A 15,728-nucleotide genomic window follows, 5' to 3' on the forward strand; every position below is an offset into this window, starting at 1 on the left:
TCGCTCAACTACAGGGCGGGAACATCCGCATTGAGCACCTGTAGCGCCGGTCCCGTGGTTTCGAGCAGCACGTGCAGGTCTGTCTGCAGAAACACCATACCTGCTCGCAGTTCCGTAGGCTGGGTTGGCTTCATCAACCCAGCATCGCGAAATACGCAAAGGCGCTGGGTTGGTACGGCCAACCCAGCCTACGGCCCTGCCGGATGAGCCGGGCCGCGGCATGTGGCAGCTGGGCGCCCGCTTCGACCACATCGATCTGAACGATGGCGGCTTGAAGGCCCTGGCCGTGACCGGCGGTGCACCGCTGGTGGACGGCGTGCTCGGCGGCAAGATGGACATCTGGACCGTCGGCGCCAACTGGTACTGGCGCTCCAACTTCAAGGCCTCGCTGAACTACGTGATGGTCGACAGCAAGAAGTACAGCGCCAGCGCGCGCAGCTTCGTCAGCGACAAGCCCAACATCCTGGAAGCCCGCCTGCAGTTCTTCTGGTAAGCCCGGTCCACAGTTGATGACACGAACGCCCCGCAAGGGGCGTTCGTTGTTTCCGGCCGGTGACTTCCGAGGAAGTGCCGCCCCTCCTTGGTCCCCGGTGACGGCCAATCCCAACAACCGTGCCCGCAACCACAACAACGACGGCAACAGCAACTGTCCGGACGCTCGTTACCTACTGTCTCCTAGCGGCTCGTGCGGAGGCATCGGACCAAGGAAGCAGTGAACCTGGAACCGTTAGTTCAGGCATCTTGTCGATGCTGTCGCGGAGTTTCCGCTGCCGGGAAGCAGGTTCAGCCCCAGCAGCCCGCATAGCGCTGCCGATCCCCACGCTGCCCATTTAATTACGTCCCGACGACGCAGCAGCATGCTGTAGATCAGAATCACCGGTAGCGTCGCGAGTATCAGCCTGGCTGAATGCAAATGACCGGCCGTGCTTCCCACATAACGACGGATAGCAATCTGACGTGAACGTGCATAATGGAAGCGCTTAATGAAATCAACACGAAAGCTGGGGCTAGAGGACGCCCCCCCTTTATGCAAGGCATTGGCTGCGGGTTGAAACAGGCATTGATAGCCTGCCTGCGCTATGCGCAAGCAGAGATCGTCATCCTCGTAATAGAGGAAAAAGGCCTCGTCGAAACCACCGATCTGTTGGAAGGCACTCGATCGGATCAATTGACAACAGCCATGGATCCATTCGGCATTGATTACCTGGCCCGGCACGTGATCAGCGTTGCTTGCCTTTGGTTTGAAGAACGCATTGCGATGTGATATCTGCGGAAGCCCTTCGCTTCGCCAAGTCTGAGGCCCCACCACACCTGCGTCTGGATATTGCGACATGCAATCCAGGAGGCGCTGGACGTCAGCAGGGGCAATCGCACAGTCCGGGTTCAACAGCAGCGCGAATGGAGTTGTAACGCTCTCCATTGCCTGGTTGTTGGCTGCACCAAATCCGGCGTTGGAATGTCGGATAATGACTCGGGCGTGACGGATCAGCGCGGAAGCACGGGCAGCTGTACCGTCACTGCTGCCATTGTCAATGATCACAACATTGTGAAAATGCTTCAGCGTGTCTGCCATTGCTGGAAGGATGGCGCAGCTGTTGTAAGTGACACATACAACAGTTACATCATCAAGAGAAGGTATTGCATTCATTATGCGGATCCCTGATCTTAAAAATACAGCCTGCAGCGGATGCCCCTGCCGGCATGCACGCCACCAGCAGGATGAATACATTCCGATGGGTGAAGTCGCTCCACAACCCGTTAGCCAAGCCGGCAGTGGAATAGATAATCAAGATACTGGTCAGGATTCCTCGCTGCGGATCTGGGAGCTTTGACGCGTATCGAAAAATACAGAGCAGAAGTACGACGAAAACCGCCAATCCGCCCATACCTTCCTCAGCGAGAATCAGCAAAAACTCTTGATGTGGATGTGCGCTGATAAATGGCGCCGAATCGGGAATAGAATGCATCCGCTCCCGGTAAACAACCCCCCACCGGTTCAGTCCATGCCCGACTACAGGAGCATCGGCAATGATTGTCAGCGTATGCTGCCATAGCCATATACGGATGCCGCTGGAAGTCGCCGTTTGGGCAGCGAAATAGTTATGGACTTCTTCGCTGACCGCGCTGACCATCCGCTCACGGATATTTGGAGTTGACCAGAGCACAGAGGCAGACAACAGCGCTAGCACCGCACTGAATAGGATAGGCCGCCAACCTGTCAGGCGACGTGCGATCAACCGATAGAGCCAGTACGCAAGAAGCGGAATCAGTACGATATAGGCAGTACGGCTCTGGACCAACAGGACCACGTTGATCAACACTGCCGCAGCCAGGACAAATAGACCGGCACGCTTACCATTAGAAATAGTTTTCAGCGCCGCTGCCATCAAAATCGACATCAGAATCAGGCTGACCAGGCCCTGTTGGGTATATTCTTTGAACACGGTGTTGCGCATCGATGGCATTACTTCGGCTATCGAGCGCTGAGGAACAAGGCCAAACTGCATAAGGTACGAAATCAATACGATCAATCCCGCGGCGACAGAAAACGCCAACAGGGCTCGCCAGCGCCAGCGCGAACTGGATAGCAGGCTGGCAATCAAGGCCGGATAGATGCAGCTCCACAGCGCCGACTCGCGATAGGCCGGTATTCCGTACATCATGGTTGAGTGCATGGCGCTGGCAAACAACACCGCAAACCAGATGAAAAAGCCGATTACCACCGGCTCACGAAGAGCGGTTTTCCATCGGTGACGCACATCTGTCCCTGAGAGAGAAAAAATCAGGCTCAGGATTACCAGTGCAGCCGTGGCTGGCTTGTTGATGGGGGCGGCGAACAGGCTCAGTACGGCACACCATTGACCAGCAACCAGCAGCCAGCAACGAAACCGCCCGGAGGGTTTCTTGGAGGAGGCGGATAGGAAAAGCTCGTTCAAAAAATTGGATCACAAGGCGGAGCATTAGATGCTCCAAAAAAGGGGCTGCGATTCTCAGCGGTGACCACCTTTCAGGCAGACTTACCTTGTAAATCACGTTGTTTGGGTAATTTTAGCATGACACGCTCTGACGCAATGAATCGCTGTCACCAGCGCGTCATATGACAGTCGCGGTGTTGTCATCCAATGGTTATGGAATAGGCGCCGGGCGGACCTACCGCACCTCACCCTCCCAGGAGCCTTTCGTGATCCACGCCATCAAATCGCGCGCCGCTGTCGTCATCCTCGCCGCGTCCTCCGTGTTCGCCGCCAACGCTGCCGATATCACCGGTGCCGGCGCCTCCTTCATCTATCCGGTCATGTCCAAGTGGTCGGCCGACTACAGCGCCGCTACCGGCAAGCGCGTGAACTACCAGTCCATCGGCTCGGGCGGCGGTATCGCCCAGATCAAGGCCAACACCGTGGACTTTGGTTCCTCCGATGCGCCGCTCAAGCCCGAAGACCTGGCGGCCTCGGGCCTGGTGCAGTTCCCCTCGGTGATCGGCGGCGTGGTGCCGGTGCTGAACGTGCCGGGCGTGGATGCCGGCGCGATGAAACTCGACGGCCCGACCCTGGCCAACATCTTCCTGGGCAAGATCACCAAGTGGAACGATCCGGCCATCGTCGCCCTCAACGGCGGCCTGACCCTGCCAGATACCAAGATCACCGTCGTGCACCGCTCCGACGGTTCAGGCACCACCTTCAACTTCGTCAACTACCTGTCCAAGGTCAACGGCGACTGGAAGACCACCGTGGGCGAAGGCACCTCGGTGCAGTGGCCGGTCGGCATCGGTGGCAAGGGCAACGAGGGCGTGGCCGCCTACGTCAAGCAGATCAAGGGTTCGATCGGCTATGTCGAGTTCTCCTACGCACTGCAGAACCGCCTGACCTTCTCGCGCATGAAGAATGCCGCCGGCAACTTCGTGCAGCCGCGTGACGAGACGTTCTCCGCCGCGGCCGCCAGCGCCGACTGGGCCAACGCCCGCGACTTCTACCTGGTGATGACCAACGCCCCGGGCGAGCAGTCCTGGCCGATCACCGCCACCAACTTCATCCTGATGCGCAAGCAGCCCAAGAGCGCCGAGGGTGCCAAGGCGGCCGTGGAGTACTTCCGCTGGATCTATGCCAACGGCGATGCGCAGGCCCGCCAGCTGGACTACGTGCCGCTGCCGGACTCGCTGGTGCGCCAGATCGAAAGCTACTGGCAGCAGAACGTCCGCTACTGAGTGTTGCGGCGGCGAGACCCTCTCCCTCGCCGCCTGCGCCACCGGCCCCGCCGGGGAAGCCCTCTCCCTTCCCCGGCGGGTCAGCACGGACGCCGCATCCACCACCAGGCCGCCCTTCGGGGCGGTTCTGGTTTCCGCCGCCCGCAGCGGCGCCCTTCGGGGCAGCGCTGGGGGATGTCAGGAATTGCTACGGGTGGTTCTGGTTGCCGCCCTCCATGGCGGCAACCCTTCGGGCCATCGACCGGCGATGTCAAAAACCGCTCCCGGCGGTTTTTTCGTGGCACCGGCGCTGTCCGCGTCGCGTTGCGGTCCCTGCTGAAGGGCCGAAAAGCGCCTTGTTTTGAGACAGAAGTCTCATCGATGCCGAAAAAAGCGGCATCGTTGCCACTTCAAGTGCCATCGTTGCCCCAAAAAGGGGCAACGTTGCCTGAAAAAGTGGCATCGATGCCCCAAAAAGGGGCAAGCGTGCCGAAAAAAGCGGCAGTGATGCCCCAAAAAGGGGCAACGTTGCCGGTCAAAGTGGCATCGATGGCGAAAAAAGCGGCATCGATGCCGTTTCAAGTGCCATCGTTGCCCCATTTTGGTGCAACGCTGCCGTCCCAAACGGCATCGGAGCGCCGTGATGCCGGATCATTGCCGGTGCCTCCGCCGCCGCTCCCGGGCGACGCCCCAGCCCCGGCCGGCACCGCGATCAACGCGCGATTCCGGGCATCACCGCCCTCGCCGCCGCCGGCAACAACACGCCGCCAACACCGGTCATTCCAGATAGTTGCAGTGCTGTAATCAGGCTGTAACAAAAACATCATTTCATAGCCTCATCCGCTGGCAGTGCCAGCACTTCGCCCGCTATGGAGTCCCCCATGAAGCTGCACACGACCGCTGTCGCCGCCCTCTCGCTGGCTATCGCCCTGGGCCTGTCGGCCTGCGGTGGCGCTGGCAACCAGGCCGCTTCCACCCCGGACAACGCCGCCACCGGCGCTGCCGCCGCCGGTGACAAGGTGTCCGTCGAAATCTCCGGCGCCGGCGCCTCCTTCATCTTCCCGCTAATTTCCAAGTGGTCGGCCGACTACAACGCCGCCACCGGCGCCAAGATCAACTACCAGTCCATCGGCTCGGGCGGCGGCATCGCCCAGATCAAGGCCGGCACCGTGGACTTCGGCTCCTCCGACAAGCCGCTTTCCACCGAAGAGCTGGCGCAGGCTGGCCTGGGCCAGTTCCCGTCGGCGATCGGCGGCGTGGTGCCGGTGGTCAATCTGGAAGGCCTGCAGCCGGGCCAGCTGCGCCTGACCGGCCCGCTGCTGGCGGACATCTTCCTGGGCAAGATCAAGACCTGGAACGACAAGGCCATCGCCGAAGCCAATCCGGGCGTGCCGCTGCCCGATACCAAGATCACCCTGGTGCACCGCTCCGACGGTTCGGGCACCACCTTCAACTTCTCCAACTACCTGTCCAAGGTCAGTGGCCAGTGGAAGGATAGCGTCGGCGAAGGCACCTCGGTGCAGTGGCCGGATGGCGTCGGCGGCAAGGGCAATGAAGGTGTGGCCTCGTACGTGAAGCAGATCAAGGGTTCGGTCGGCTACGTCGAGCTGGCCTACGCGCTGCAGAACAACATGCCGTACGCCTCGATGCAGAACGCCGCCGGCAACTGGGTGCAGCCGACCGCCGACACCTTTGCCGCCGCCGCGGCCAGCGCCGACTGGGCCAACGCCAAGGATTTCAACCTGGTCATCACCAACGCCCCGGGCGCCAATGCGTGGCCGATCACCGCCACCAACTTCATGCTGATGCACAAGCAGCCCAAGGATGCCAAGCGCAGCGCCGATACCCGCGCGTTCTTCAAGTGGGCCTTCGAGAGCGGCCAGGCCCAGGCCAACGAACTGCACTACGTGCCGCTGCCGGCCGAGCTGGTGACGCAGATCGAAAGTTACTGGGCCAGCGAGTTCAAGTGACGCAATGACGCGGACGCACCACCGGTGCGTCCGCCTTTGTCATTGCGTCGTCCCCGCGCAGACGGGGACAACGACCTCAACGATATGTACTCCCCGCCCCCGGGGACAGAAACACCACCGCATCCTCTTGGGCCCCCGCCGCTGCCATGAATGCCATCGCACCGACCCTAGTTCCGCCCAGCTCGCGCGATCTGCGTGATGCCCGCAACGACCGGCTGTTCCGCTGGTTCCTGATCGCCACGGTGATCCTGGTGCTGGTCGCCCTGGCCAGCGCCGCGCTGTCGATGCTGTGGGGCGGCCGTCATGCCCTGCAGGAGCAGGGCCTGAGCTTTTTCTATTCGGCCGACTGGAACCCGGTCGAGAACAAATTCGGTGCGCTGGCGCCGATCTACGGCACCATCGTCACGGCCTTGATCGCGATGCTGATCGCGGTGCCGGTGAGCTTCGGCATCGCCTTCTTCCTGACCGAAGTGGCGCCGCGCTGGCTGCGCGGCCCGGTCGGCACCGCCATCGAACTGCTGGCCGGTATTCCCTCGATCATCTACGGCATGTGGGGCCTGTTCGTGCTGGTGCCGGTGATGACCGAGTACGTGACCCCGTTCCTCAACGACCACCTCGGCACCCTGCCGCTGATCGGTCCGCTGTTCCAGGGCCCGCCGCTGGGCATCGGCATGCTCACCGCCGGCTTCGTGCTGGCGATCATGGTCATCCCCTTCATCTCCTCGGTGATGCGTGAGGTGTTCCTCACCGTGCCCACGCGGCTGAAGGAATCGGCCTACGCGCTGGGCTCGACCAAGTGGGAAGTGAGCTGGGACATCGTCCTGCCCTACACCCGCTCGGCGGTGATCGGCGGCGTGTTCCTCGGCCTGGGCCGCGCCCTGGGCGAGACGATGGCGGTGGCCTTCGTGATCGGCAACAGCGTGCGCCTGACCCCTTCGCTGCTGGAGCCGGGCACCACCATCGCCGCGCTGATCGCCAACGACTTCGGTGAAGCCACCGAAACCTACCGCTCGGCACTGCTGCTGCTCGGCTTCGTGCTGTTCATCGTCACCTTCGTGGTGCTGGCCATCGCCCGCCTGATGCTGATGCGCCTGTCCCGCAAGGAGGGCAACTGATGTCCACCGCCTCGTCCGATTCGCTGTACCTGCGCCGCCGCATCACCAACGGCGTGGCCCTGTTCCTGGGCTGTGCCACCGCGGTGTTCGGCCTGTTCTTCCTGGGCTGGATCCTGTGGACGCTGCTGTCCAAGGGCCTGCCCGGCATCAACCTCAATCTTTTCACCCAGATGACACCGCCGCCGATGCAGGAAGGCGGCCTGCTCAACGCCTTCTTCGGCAGTGCGGTGATGTGCGCCCTGGCCATCGCCATCGGCACCCCCCTGGGCGTGGCCGCCGGCACGTGGCTGGCCGAGTACGGCAATGCGCGCAAGGCCGGCACGGTGGTGCGTTTCGTCAATGACATCCTGCTGTCGGCACCGTCGATCGTGCTGGGCCTGTTCGTCTACACGCTGTACGTGATGCAGACCGGCGGCCAGTTCTCGGCCTTTGCCGGCGCGCTGTCGCTGGCCTTCATCGTGCTGCCGGTGGTGATCCGCACCACCGACGAGATGCTGCGGCTGGTGCCGGTGCAGATGCGCGAGGCCGCGCTGGCGCTGGGCGTGCCGCAGTGGAAGGTGATCATGCAGGTGCTCTACCGCAGCGCGATGGCCGGCATCGTCACCGGCATCCTGCTGGCCCTGGCCCGCATCTCCGGCGAGACCGCGCCGCTGCTGTTCACCGCCTTCGGCAACCAGTACTGGAATTCCAACGTGTTCCAGCCGATGGCCTCGGTGCCGGTGGTGATGAACCAGTTCGCCGGCAGCCCGTATGAATCCTGGCAGGTGCTGGCCTGGGCCGGTGCCCTGGTGCTGACCGTGTTCGTGCTGCTGGTCAGCCTCTCCGCGCGCGGCCTGCTGCTGCGCAACCGCATTTCAAACGACTGATCCCATGGACCTTCCCATGAACGACCTCACCAACGCCGTGCCGATGCAGCGCATCGCCGTGCCCGCCGCCCACCAGTCGCTGCACACCCCGGCGCCGGTCAAGCTCGCCGCGCGCGGCCTGGACTTCTACTACGACAAGTTCCATGCGCTGAAGAACATCCACCTGGAGATTCCCGAAAAGCGCGTCACCGCGCTGATCGGTCCCTCCGGCTGCGGCAAGTCCACCCTGCTGCGCATCTTCAACCGCATCTACGCGCTGTATCCCAAGCTCGAAGCGCGCGGGGAAGTGCTGCTGGACGGCGAGAACATCCTCTCGCCCAAGTACCCGATGAACCGCCTGCGCTCCAAGGTGGGCATGGTGTTCCAGAAGCCGGTGCCGTTCCCGATGACCATCTTCGAGAACGTGGCCTACGGCATCCGCCACCACGAGAAGCTGTCCAAGGCCGAGATGGCCGTGCGCGTGGAACAGGCGCTGCGCCAGGGCGCGCTGTGGGACGAAGTGAAGGACAAGCTGGGCCAGAGCGCGCTGGGCCTGTCCGGCGGTCAGCAGCAGCGCCTGTGTATCGCCCGCGCGGTGGCGCTGCGCCCGGACGTGCTGCTGCTGGACGAGCCGACCTCGGCGCTGGACCCGATCTCCACCAGCCGCATCGAGCAGCTGGTCGAGGAACTGAAGAACGATTACACCATCGCCATCGTCACCCACAACATGCAGCAGGCCGCGCGTGTGTCCGACTACACCGCCTTCATGTACCTGGGCGACCTGATCGAACACGACCGCACCGAAGTGATCTTCTCCAACCCCTCCAAGCAGCAGACCGAGGACTACATCACCGGTCGCTTCGGCTGAGGCCGGCCACCGGCGCGGCACTGCCGCGCGGCCTGCCCGACGCCCGTCCGTGAACGGCGACATCCGCACCTCGAACGCCCAGCCCCTGCCACTCCCGGCACCTGCAACCAGCGAGCATTCCATGAATCTTCCCAACGACCACATCGTCAAGAGCTACGACGAGGAACAGCAGCGTCTGGTGGCCGAAATCCTGCGCATGGGCGAAATGTCCGTGGCCCAGCTCGAAGCCGCGCTGGATGTGATCGAACGCCGCGACGAGAAGGCCGCCCTGCACCTGGTCGCCAATGACGAGGCCATCGACCAGCTCGAGCAGCAGATCAGCCATGACGTGATGCGGCTGGCGCTGCGCGGGCCGATGGCGCGCGACCTGCGCGAGATCCTGGCCGGCCTGCGTATTCCGGCCGACATCGAGCGCATCGGCGATTACGCCGCCAACGTCGCCAAGCGTTCCATCGCGCTGGTCGCGGTGCCGCCGCTGCCGCAGATCCAGGGCCTGCGCGCGTTGGGTCGGCTGGCCGCGCAGCAGGTACGGCGCGCCATGGACGCCTACCGCGACAACGACGCCGAGGCCGCGCTGAAGCTGCGCGAGGATGACGCCCGCCTGGACGCCCAGTACACCGCGCTGTTCCGCGAGCTGCTCACCTACATGATGGAAGACCCGCGCAACATCACCCCGTGCACGCACCTGCTGTTCATGGCCAAGAACCTGGAGCGCATCGGCGACCATGCCACCAACATCGCCGAGAACGTGTGGTTCCTGGTCAAGGGCGAGCAGCCGCTGCCCCCGCGCGAGAAGCGCGATGAGACCAGCACTGTCGACCACGTCTGATCGGCGGTCATGCGCCTGTCGTCGTGGAAAGCTAACGCTTTTTTCGGCAGGCGCTTGCTAAGCTCCGACCTCCCCCGGCCCAAGCCGATACCGGAGACACCCCGACCATGGCCATCGACATCCGCAAGTCCACCTCACTCGCCCTCGGTGCCGCGCTGCTCGGCAGCCTGGGGGCCGCGCCCGCCTTCGCCATGACCGACCTGGCCCAGGGCTACGCGCTGGGCGCCACCGCGCAGACCCCGCCGACCGCCGGGCAGCAGGCCACCGCCGAAACCGCCAAGACCGAAGATGCAAAGGCCAAGCACACCGCCGAAGGCAAGTGTGGTGAGGGCAAGTGCGGCGCCAGCAAAGACAAGAACACCGACGCCGACGCCAAGGCCGCGGACAAGGCCGCCGGCGCCGCCAAGGCGCATGCCGAAGGCAAGTGCGGCGAGGGCAAGTGTGGCGGCAGCCACTGAGTCATCCGCATCCCACCCGCACTGGCCGGTGCCGGCCGGTGCGGGACTGGGCCTGCGGCGCGCGTTGCTGGATGCGCTGCTGAGTGCGCCGGCAGGTTCTTTTGATTTCCTCGAATGCGCACCGGACAACTGGATCGGTGTTGGCGGCCGGCTGGGCGAGGCGCTGGCCGAGCTGTCGCAACGACATCCCCTGAGCTGTCATGGCCTGTCGCTGTCGCTGGGGGGCCCGGCCCCGCTGGATGTGGATTTTCTCGCCCGTACCCGCAAGTTTCTCGACCGCCACCGCGTGACCCTGTACAGCGAGCACCTGAGCTGGTGCAGCGATGACGGCCATCTGTACGAACTGCTGCCGCTGCCGTTCACTGAGGAAGCGGTACAGCACGCGGCCGCGCGCATCCGCCAGACCCAGGACATCCTCGGCCGCCGCATCGCGGTGGAGAACGCCTCCTACTACGCCGTGCCGGGCGCCGGGATGGATGAAGCCGGCTTCATCAACGCGGTGCTGGACGAGGCCGACTGCGAGCTGCTGCTGGATGTGAACAACGTCTACGTCAACGCCATCAACCATGGCTATGACGCGCATGCGTTCCTGGCCACGCTGCCCTCGGCACGCATTGCCAGTTATCACGTGGCCGGCCATCACGATGAGGCGCAGGATCTGAAGATCGACACCCACGGCATGCCGGTGAAGGACGAGGTGTGGGCGCTGCTGGGCCACGCCTATGCGCTGCATGGGGTGCGCCCGACCCTGCTGGAGCGGGATTTCAACTTTCCGCCGCTGGCCGTGCTGCTGGCCGAAGTGGACCAGATCCGCCAGCTGCAACAGGCGGCCGATGCGGGTGCGGTTTACGCCCATGGCTGAGTCCCTGCGCGAGCTGCAGTTCCGCTTTGCCGCGCACCTGCGTGACCCGCAGCGGCAACCGCCCCCGGCGCAGATCGATCCGCGCCGCCTGCAGGTCTATCGCGAGCTGTATTTCAACAACATCCAGAGCCTGCTGGCGGCCAATTTCCCGGTCATCGCCAGCACGCTGGGTGAGGAACGCTGGCTGCCGCTGGTGCGTGCGTTCTGCCGCGAGCATCGTGCCCACACCCCGCTGTTCCCCGAGATCGGCCAGGAGTTCATCCACTTCCTCGACCAGCAGCCCGTCCGCGCCGATGCGCCGTGGCTGCTGGAGCTGGCCCACTACGAATGGATCGAGCTGGCGCTGAAGATCAGCGATGCGCCGCTGCCCGCGCATGACCCGGCCGGTGATCTTTTGGCGCAGGCGCCGGTGCTTTCACCGTGGTGCCGGGCGCTGGCCTACACCTGGCCGGTGCACCGCATCGCCCCGGGCTACCAGCCGCTGCAAGCGCCGGCGCAGCCCACGCTGCTGCTGGCACGCCGCCAGCCCGACGGCGCGATTGTCTTTTCGCAGCTGTCGCCCTTGCTGCACCGGCTGCTGGAACGGCTGGAGCAGCTGCCGCGACAGTGTGGCCGCCAGCACCTGCAGGAGCTGGCGGCAGAGGCTGGGGTCCACGCGGACGCGACGTTCCTGGACAATGCCGCGGCGATGCTGCGGCAACTGTCCGCCAGCGGCTGCATTGTCGGCACCACCACGCCGGCCTGAGCCGCGCGCGCTTCAGCCACCCGCGCACGGCCAGGCAAAGTGCTCTGCTACCCTATTGCGATGAATGAACACGTTGAGCCCTCGGCCCCCCGACCCGCTTTCACGCCGATGGCGCAGCGCTTCCGCGGTTTCCTGCCCGTCGTGGTGGACGTGGAAACCGGCGGCTTCGACTGCACCCGGCACGCCTTGCTGGAAATTGCCGCGGTCCCGGTGGAAATGGACGAAAACGGCCTGCTCTATCCCGGCCAGACCGCCAGCGCGCACGTGATTCCGGCTGAAGGAACCGAGATCGATCCCAAATCGCTGGAAGTGACCGGCATCGTGCTCGATCACCCGTTCCGCCTGGCCAAGCCCGAACGCGAGGCGCTGGAACATGTGTTCGCACCCGTGCGCGCGGCAATGAAGAAGTACCACTGCCAACGCGCGATCCTGGTCGGCCACAACGCCCACTTCGATCTGAATTTCGTCAATGCCACCGTCGCCCGCAGCGGCCACAAGCGCAACCCGTTCCATCCGTTCAGCGTGTTCGATACGGTGACCCTGGCCGGCGTGGCCTACGGCCAGACGGTATTGGCCCGGTCGGTGCAGGCCGCCGGCTTCGACTGGGACGCCAACGAGGCCCACAGCGCGGTCTACGACACCGAGCAGACCGCGCGCCTGTTCTGCAAGATCGTCAATGCGTGGCCGTCGTCGCCCCTGGGCGCCCTCTCCCGTTAACCCTCGCAGATGCGGTCGCGGCCTTCACTCTTGGCCCGGTAGAGGGCCAGATCCGCGCGTGCGTACAGCTGTTCCGGGGCCAGATCGGCCGCGCCCAGCTGCACCACGCCGGCACTGAAGGTCAGGTGCAGCCCGGCGATATCGGCCCAGTCCTGCTGCGCGTGGAACAGCTCGCGCAGCCGCTCGCTGATGCGCAGGGCCTCCGCCAGCGGCGTGTCGCTGAGGATCAGTGCGAATTCTTCGCCGCCCAGCCGCGCCGCCAGGTCCGATTCGCGACAGCCGCTGCGGAGCAGGCGGCCAACCTTGCGCAACACTTCATCGCCGACGCCGTGGGACCAGGTGTCATTGACGTTCTTGAAGTGGTCGATATCCAGCACCACCAGCGACAGCGGCTGGCCATTGCGCGAGGACCGGGTCATCTCGCGCGCCAGGGTCTGGTCGAACGCGCGGCGATTGGCCAGCCCGGTCAGCGCATCCTCCCGCGCCTGCCGCTCGAAAGCCTCGGCCTGCTCGCGCAGACGCTCGGCCAGCGTGCTCTTTTCCTCGTTGGCGGCCAGCAGGTGGTCGGCCTGCAATTTCAGATCGTGGGTGCGCTCCTCCACCAGCCGCGCCAGACGGGCGTTGTTGGCCTCGTAACGATGGATCACGTAGCGGAACAGCGCATACAAGGCCAACAACACCAGCAGCAGCGCCGCGAAATGGACATCCAGCCGCTGCCACCACAGCGGCTGGACGGTGAACTGCCACAGGGCCGCCCCCTCGCTCCAGCGGCCATCCGGATGCGCCGCCGACACGTGCAGGGCGTAGTTGCCCGGCGGCAGGCCCACATACTCCACGCCGCGCTGGTTGCCGCGCTCGACCCAGTCCCGCTCCAGTCCTTCCAGCCGGGTGCGGTAACGGATCCGGTCGGACATCAGGTAACTGAGCCCGACATAGTTCACCGCCACCCGCAGCCCGCCGGGAATCATCTTCGCCTCGCCGCTGCGCCAGTTCAGCGGTTCGCCATCCAGCCGCACGTTTTCGATCACCGCCGTCGGCGGCGGACGTGACTGGAAGCGCTGCAATGCCGCCGGTTGCACCGTGGTGACGCCACCGGCGGTAGCCACCCAGATACTGCCATCGCGCCGGCGGACGGCCGCCGGCCCCGAGCTGCCATTGGCCTGCGCGCTGGCGACCCCGTCGATCTCGCGGTACATCACCCCCTCCAGCCGGGACCGCGTGCCATCGGCCACCGCCTGCAGCTGCTGCGCGTCCGTGCGCCAGATGCCGCGATTGCTGCTCAGCCAGACATTGCCCAGCGCGTCGGGCACCAGCTCGAACACCGTATCCACCGGCAGCCCGTGTTGCAGCCCCACGTGCGCCAGGCCGTTGCCGGTGTAGCGGTAGAGACCACGGTCGCTGGTGATCCACACCGCATCGTCAATCTGGCGGAAGCCGTATACCGCCCGCGCATCGCCAAGTTTGGCGATATCGATCTTCTGGGCGCGTCCGCCCTGCATGCGCCACACGCCTTCGGTGGTACCGATCCACAGGGTGTCTTCCAGCCAGCTCAACGCCAGCACCACCGTGCGCGGCATGCCCGGAAGCACCACCGGCACGGCGCGCCCGTTTTCCAGCTGCAGCACCCCGTGGGCCGAGCCCAGCCACACCCGGCCGTCGGGCGCGAGCGCGATCGCCCGGTAATTGCCACGCGGCACCTCCTCCCCGGGCCGGTACCGCTGCACACGGCCACGGTCGTCGATATGGAAGACGCCTTCGCCACGGGTGCCGATCCAGACGTCATCCCGGGTCCCGGTAGCCAGCGCCAGTATCGAGGGCTGGCGTTCGCCGGGCCGCAGGGCGACCGGCTCGATCCGCCCATCGGGCAGCATCCGGTCCAGGCCACTGCTGCTGCCTATCCACAGCGCCCCGTTGGCATCTTCGGTGAGCGTGCGGATGAAATCGCCACTGAGTCCATCGCTATGGGTGTAGCTGTTGAACAGGGCCTCGCGCAGGCGCAACAGACCGCCATTCAAGCCGACCCAGATGCTGCCTTCCTGGTCCTCCAGCAGGCTGATGACCCGCGAGTCGAGCAACGCCCCGGTCGAGCGCAGATGCTCGGCGCCCTTTTCGCCCAACCGCCACAGCCCGTTGTTTTCGGTCCCCACCCAGACCTCCCCGTGGCGGTCCAGCAGCATCTCGGTGAGCTGGCCCACCCCGGGAAGCCGGTGTTTGAGTACCAGATGCTCGCCTTCCATCCGGTAGAGATGGTCGGCCGCCACCACCCACAGCGAGTGATCCGGCGCCAGATAGGGCCAGGCCAGACCGGGCGGAAGATCGAACGCGGCAGGCGCGCGCTTGATCACGCCGTCGACATCCAGATACAGCAGGCCGTCGAAGGTTCCTATCCAGACCCGGTCACGCCCGTCCACCGCCATATGGGTGAAATTGACCGCATCACGCAGCGCCGCCGGCGGCAGGAAATGATGGAAGCGGCCATCCGGATCCAGCCGGCCAAGTCCTGTGCCTTCATACAGCAGCCACAGCCGGTCGCGGCTGTCCTTGTGCATGGCCTCGATCATGACCGCCGGCGCATCGCCGTGGGGCGGCCGCCACTGCTGCCAACGGCCCTTCTGGTCGAAACGGGTGACATTGCCGCGCGAATCCCCCATCCACAACGCGCGCTCCCGGTCCACGTACAGGGTGCCGATGCCGTTGTCAGGCACGGGAGGACGGCTGTTGCGATCGAACACGGTGAAATCCAGCCCGTTGTAGCGGGCCAGCCCTTCCCAGGTGGCGAACCATAGATGGCCGTCAGGGGTCTGCGCGATATCCCGCAACGTGTTGTGCGGCAGGCCGTTGCGGCTGGTCCACAGGTCGCGGCTGTAATCGTTCAGTGCGGTGCGGCTGGACTGGCTCCAGGCGGGCCAAGCGGCCATCAACAACAGCAGAAACAACGACAACGCGCCGCTTACCCGCAGCCCGGCGGGCAAGCGCATACGACCTGCGCTGTCTGCCAGGTATGCCTTATGACCGGTTTCCCATTCCATCGTGGACGATCTGCTCTTGCATGCGCCCCCGGCCTGGCGCGCCCCTGAATACCGGGTCCCGGGGAAGCCACGGCGCGCCTGCAACGACAACGCCGCCATCCTCCGACAGC

14 protein-coding genes and 1 pseudogene are annotated in these 15,728 nt (G+C 64.7%); 12 read left to right on the plus strand and 3 right to left on the minus strand.

Translation table 11 applies throughout. The features are described from left to right. Positions 1-178 precede the first annotated feature (178 nt). Positions 179-493: pseudogene (locus ACVOMC_RS13640) on the plus strand (porin); the annotation flags it as partial. A 234-nt stretch (positions 494-727) separates the two neighbouring features. Here the strand turns inward: ACVOMC_RS13640 and ACVOMC_RS13645 are convergent. Both ACVOMC_RS13645 and ACVOMC_RS13650 read right to left on the minus strand, forming a co-directional pair. After that, positions 728-1,648 (minus strand): glycosyltransferase family 2 protein, encoded by a 921-nt coding sequence (locus tag ACVOMC_RS13645; protein WP_481524374.1) that lies wholly within the window; start codon positions 1,646-1,648, stop codon positions 728-730. Beyond that, a complete protein-coding gene (locus ACVOMC_RS13650; RefSeq protein WP_481524375.1) occupies positions 1,626-2,936 on the minus strand; it encodes an O-antigen ligase family protein in 1,311 nt (436 codons plus the stop codon). Before ACVOMC_RS13650 ends, ACVOMC_RS13645 begins: the two co-directional genes overlap by 23 nt. 245 nt (positions 2,937-3,181) lie before the next feature. Between ACVOMC_RS13650 and pstS (ACVOMC_RS13655) the strand changes: the two genes are divergently transcribed. The 11 genes from pstS (ACVOMC_RS13655) to rnt all read left to right on the plus strand — a co-directional run bounded on the left by pstS (ACVOMC_RS13655) (position 3,182) and on the right by rnt (position 12,589). Beyond that, positions 3,182-4,201, plus strand: a complete 1,020-nt coding sequence (gene pstS / locus ACVOMC_RS13655; protein WP_481524376.1) for a phosphate ABC transporter substrate-binding protein PstS — start codon at positions 3,182-3,184, stop codon at positions 4,199-4,201. A 360-nt stretch (positions 4,202-4,561) separates the two neighbouring features. Next, the gene (locus tag ACVOMC_RS13660) at positions 4,562-4,984 is read left to right on the plus strand and encodes a hypothetical protein (RefSeq protein WP_481524377.1); all 423 of its coding nucleotides are present in this window, start codon (positions 4,562-4,564) and stop codon (positions 4,982-4,984) included. Positions 4,985-5,061: 77 nt separating this feature from the next. Beyond that, a complete protein-coding gene (pstS, locus tag ACVOMC_RS13665) occupies positions 5,062-6,150 on the plus strand; it encodes a phosphate ABC transporter substrate-binding protein PstS (protein WP_481524378.1) in 1,089 nt (362 codons plus the stop codon). Between the two features lie 146 nt (positions 6,151-6,296). Beyond that, on the plus strand, positions 6,297-7,265 hold the full coding sequence (gene pstC / locus ACVOMC_RS13670; RefSeq protein WP_054657474.1) for a phosphate ABC transporter permease subunit PstC: 969 nt from the start codon (positions 6,297-6,299) through the stop codon (positions 7,263-7,265). Beyond that, positions 7,265-8,131: a phosphate ABC transporter permease PstA gene (gene pstA, locus ACVOMC_RS13675; protein ID WP_481524379.1), complete on the plus strand. Its 867-nt coding sequence runs from the start codon at positions 7,265-7,267 to the stop codon at positions 8,129-8,131. Before pstC ends, pstA begins: the two co-directional genes overlap by 1 nt. A 16-nt stretch (positions 8,132-8,147) precedes the next feature. Continuing rightward, the gene (gene pstB / locus ACVOMC_RS13680; RefSeq protein ID WP_481524380.1) at positions 8,148-8,978 is read left to right on the plus strand and encodes a phosphate ABC transporter ATP-binding protein PstB; all 831 of its coding nucleotides are present in this window, start codon (positions 8,148-8,150) and stop codon (positions 8,976-8,978) included. 121 nt (positions 8,979-9,099) lie between these two features. Then, positions 9,100-9,807 (plus strand): phosphate signaling complex protein PhoU, encoded by a 708-nt coding sequence (gene phoU, locus ACVOMC_RS13685; RefSeq protein ID WP_057505787.1) that lies wholly within the window; start codon positions 9,100-9,102, stop codon positions 9,805-9,807. 107 nt (positions 9,808-9,914) lie between these two features. Further along, entirely contained in the window at positions 9,915-10,265 is a 351-nt protein-coding gene (locus tag ACVOMC_RS13690; protein WP_057505788.1) for an HvfA family oxazolone/thioamide-modified RiPP metallophore, read from the plus strand. Then, positions 10,249-11,127 (plus strand): HvfB family MNIO-type RiPP peptide maturase, encoded by an 879-nt coding sequence (locus ACVOMC_RS13695; protein WP_481524381.1) that lies wholly within the window; start codon positions 10,249-10,251, stop codon positions 11,125-11,127. The genes ACVOMC_RS13690 and ACVOMC_RS13695 overlap by 17 nt, the downstream gene beginning before the upstream one ends. After that, positions 11,120-11,872 (plus strand): HvfC family RiPP maturation protein, encoded by a 753-nt coding sequence (locus ACVOMC_RS13700; RefSeq protein WP_481524382.1) that lies wholly within the window; start codon positions 11,120-11,122, stop codon positions 11,870-11,872. The genes ACVOMC_RS13695 and ACVOMC_RS13700 overlap by 8 nt, the downstream gene beginning before the upstream one ends. A gap of 60 nt (positions 11,873-11,932) precedes the next feature. Beyond that, a complete protein-coding gene (gene rnt / locus ACVOMC_RS13705) occupies positions 11,933-12,589 on the plus strand; it encodes a ribonuclease T (RefSeq protein ID WP_481524383.1) in 657 nt (218 codons plus the stop codon). Here the strand turns inward: rnt and ACVOMC_RS13710 are convergent. Further along, the gene (locus ACVOMC_RS13710; RefSeq protein WP_481524384.1) at positions 12,586-15,507 is read right to left on the minus strand and encodes a diguanylate cyclase; all 2,922 of its coding nucleotides are present in this window, start codon (positions 15,505-15,507) and stop codon (positions 12,586-12,588) included. The genes rnt and ACVOMC_RS13710 overlap by 4 nt on opposite strands. Between the last annotated feature and the right edge of the window lie 221 nt (positions 15,508-15,728).

The sequence above is a fragment of the Stenotrophomonas sp. STEN014 genome, assembly GCF_056760315.1.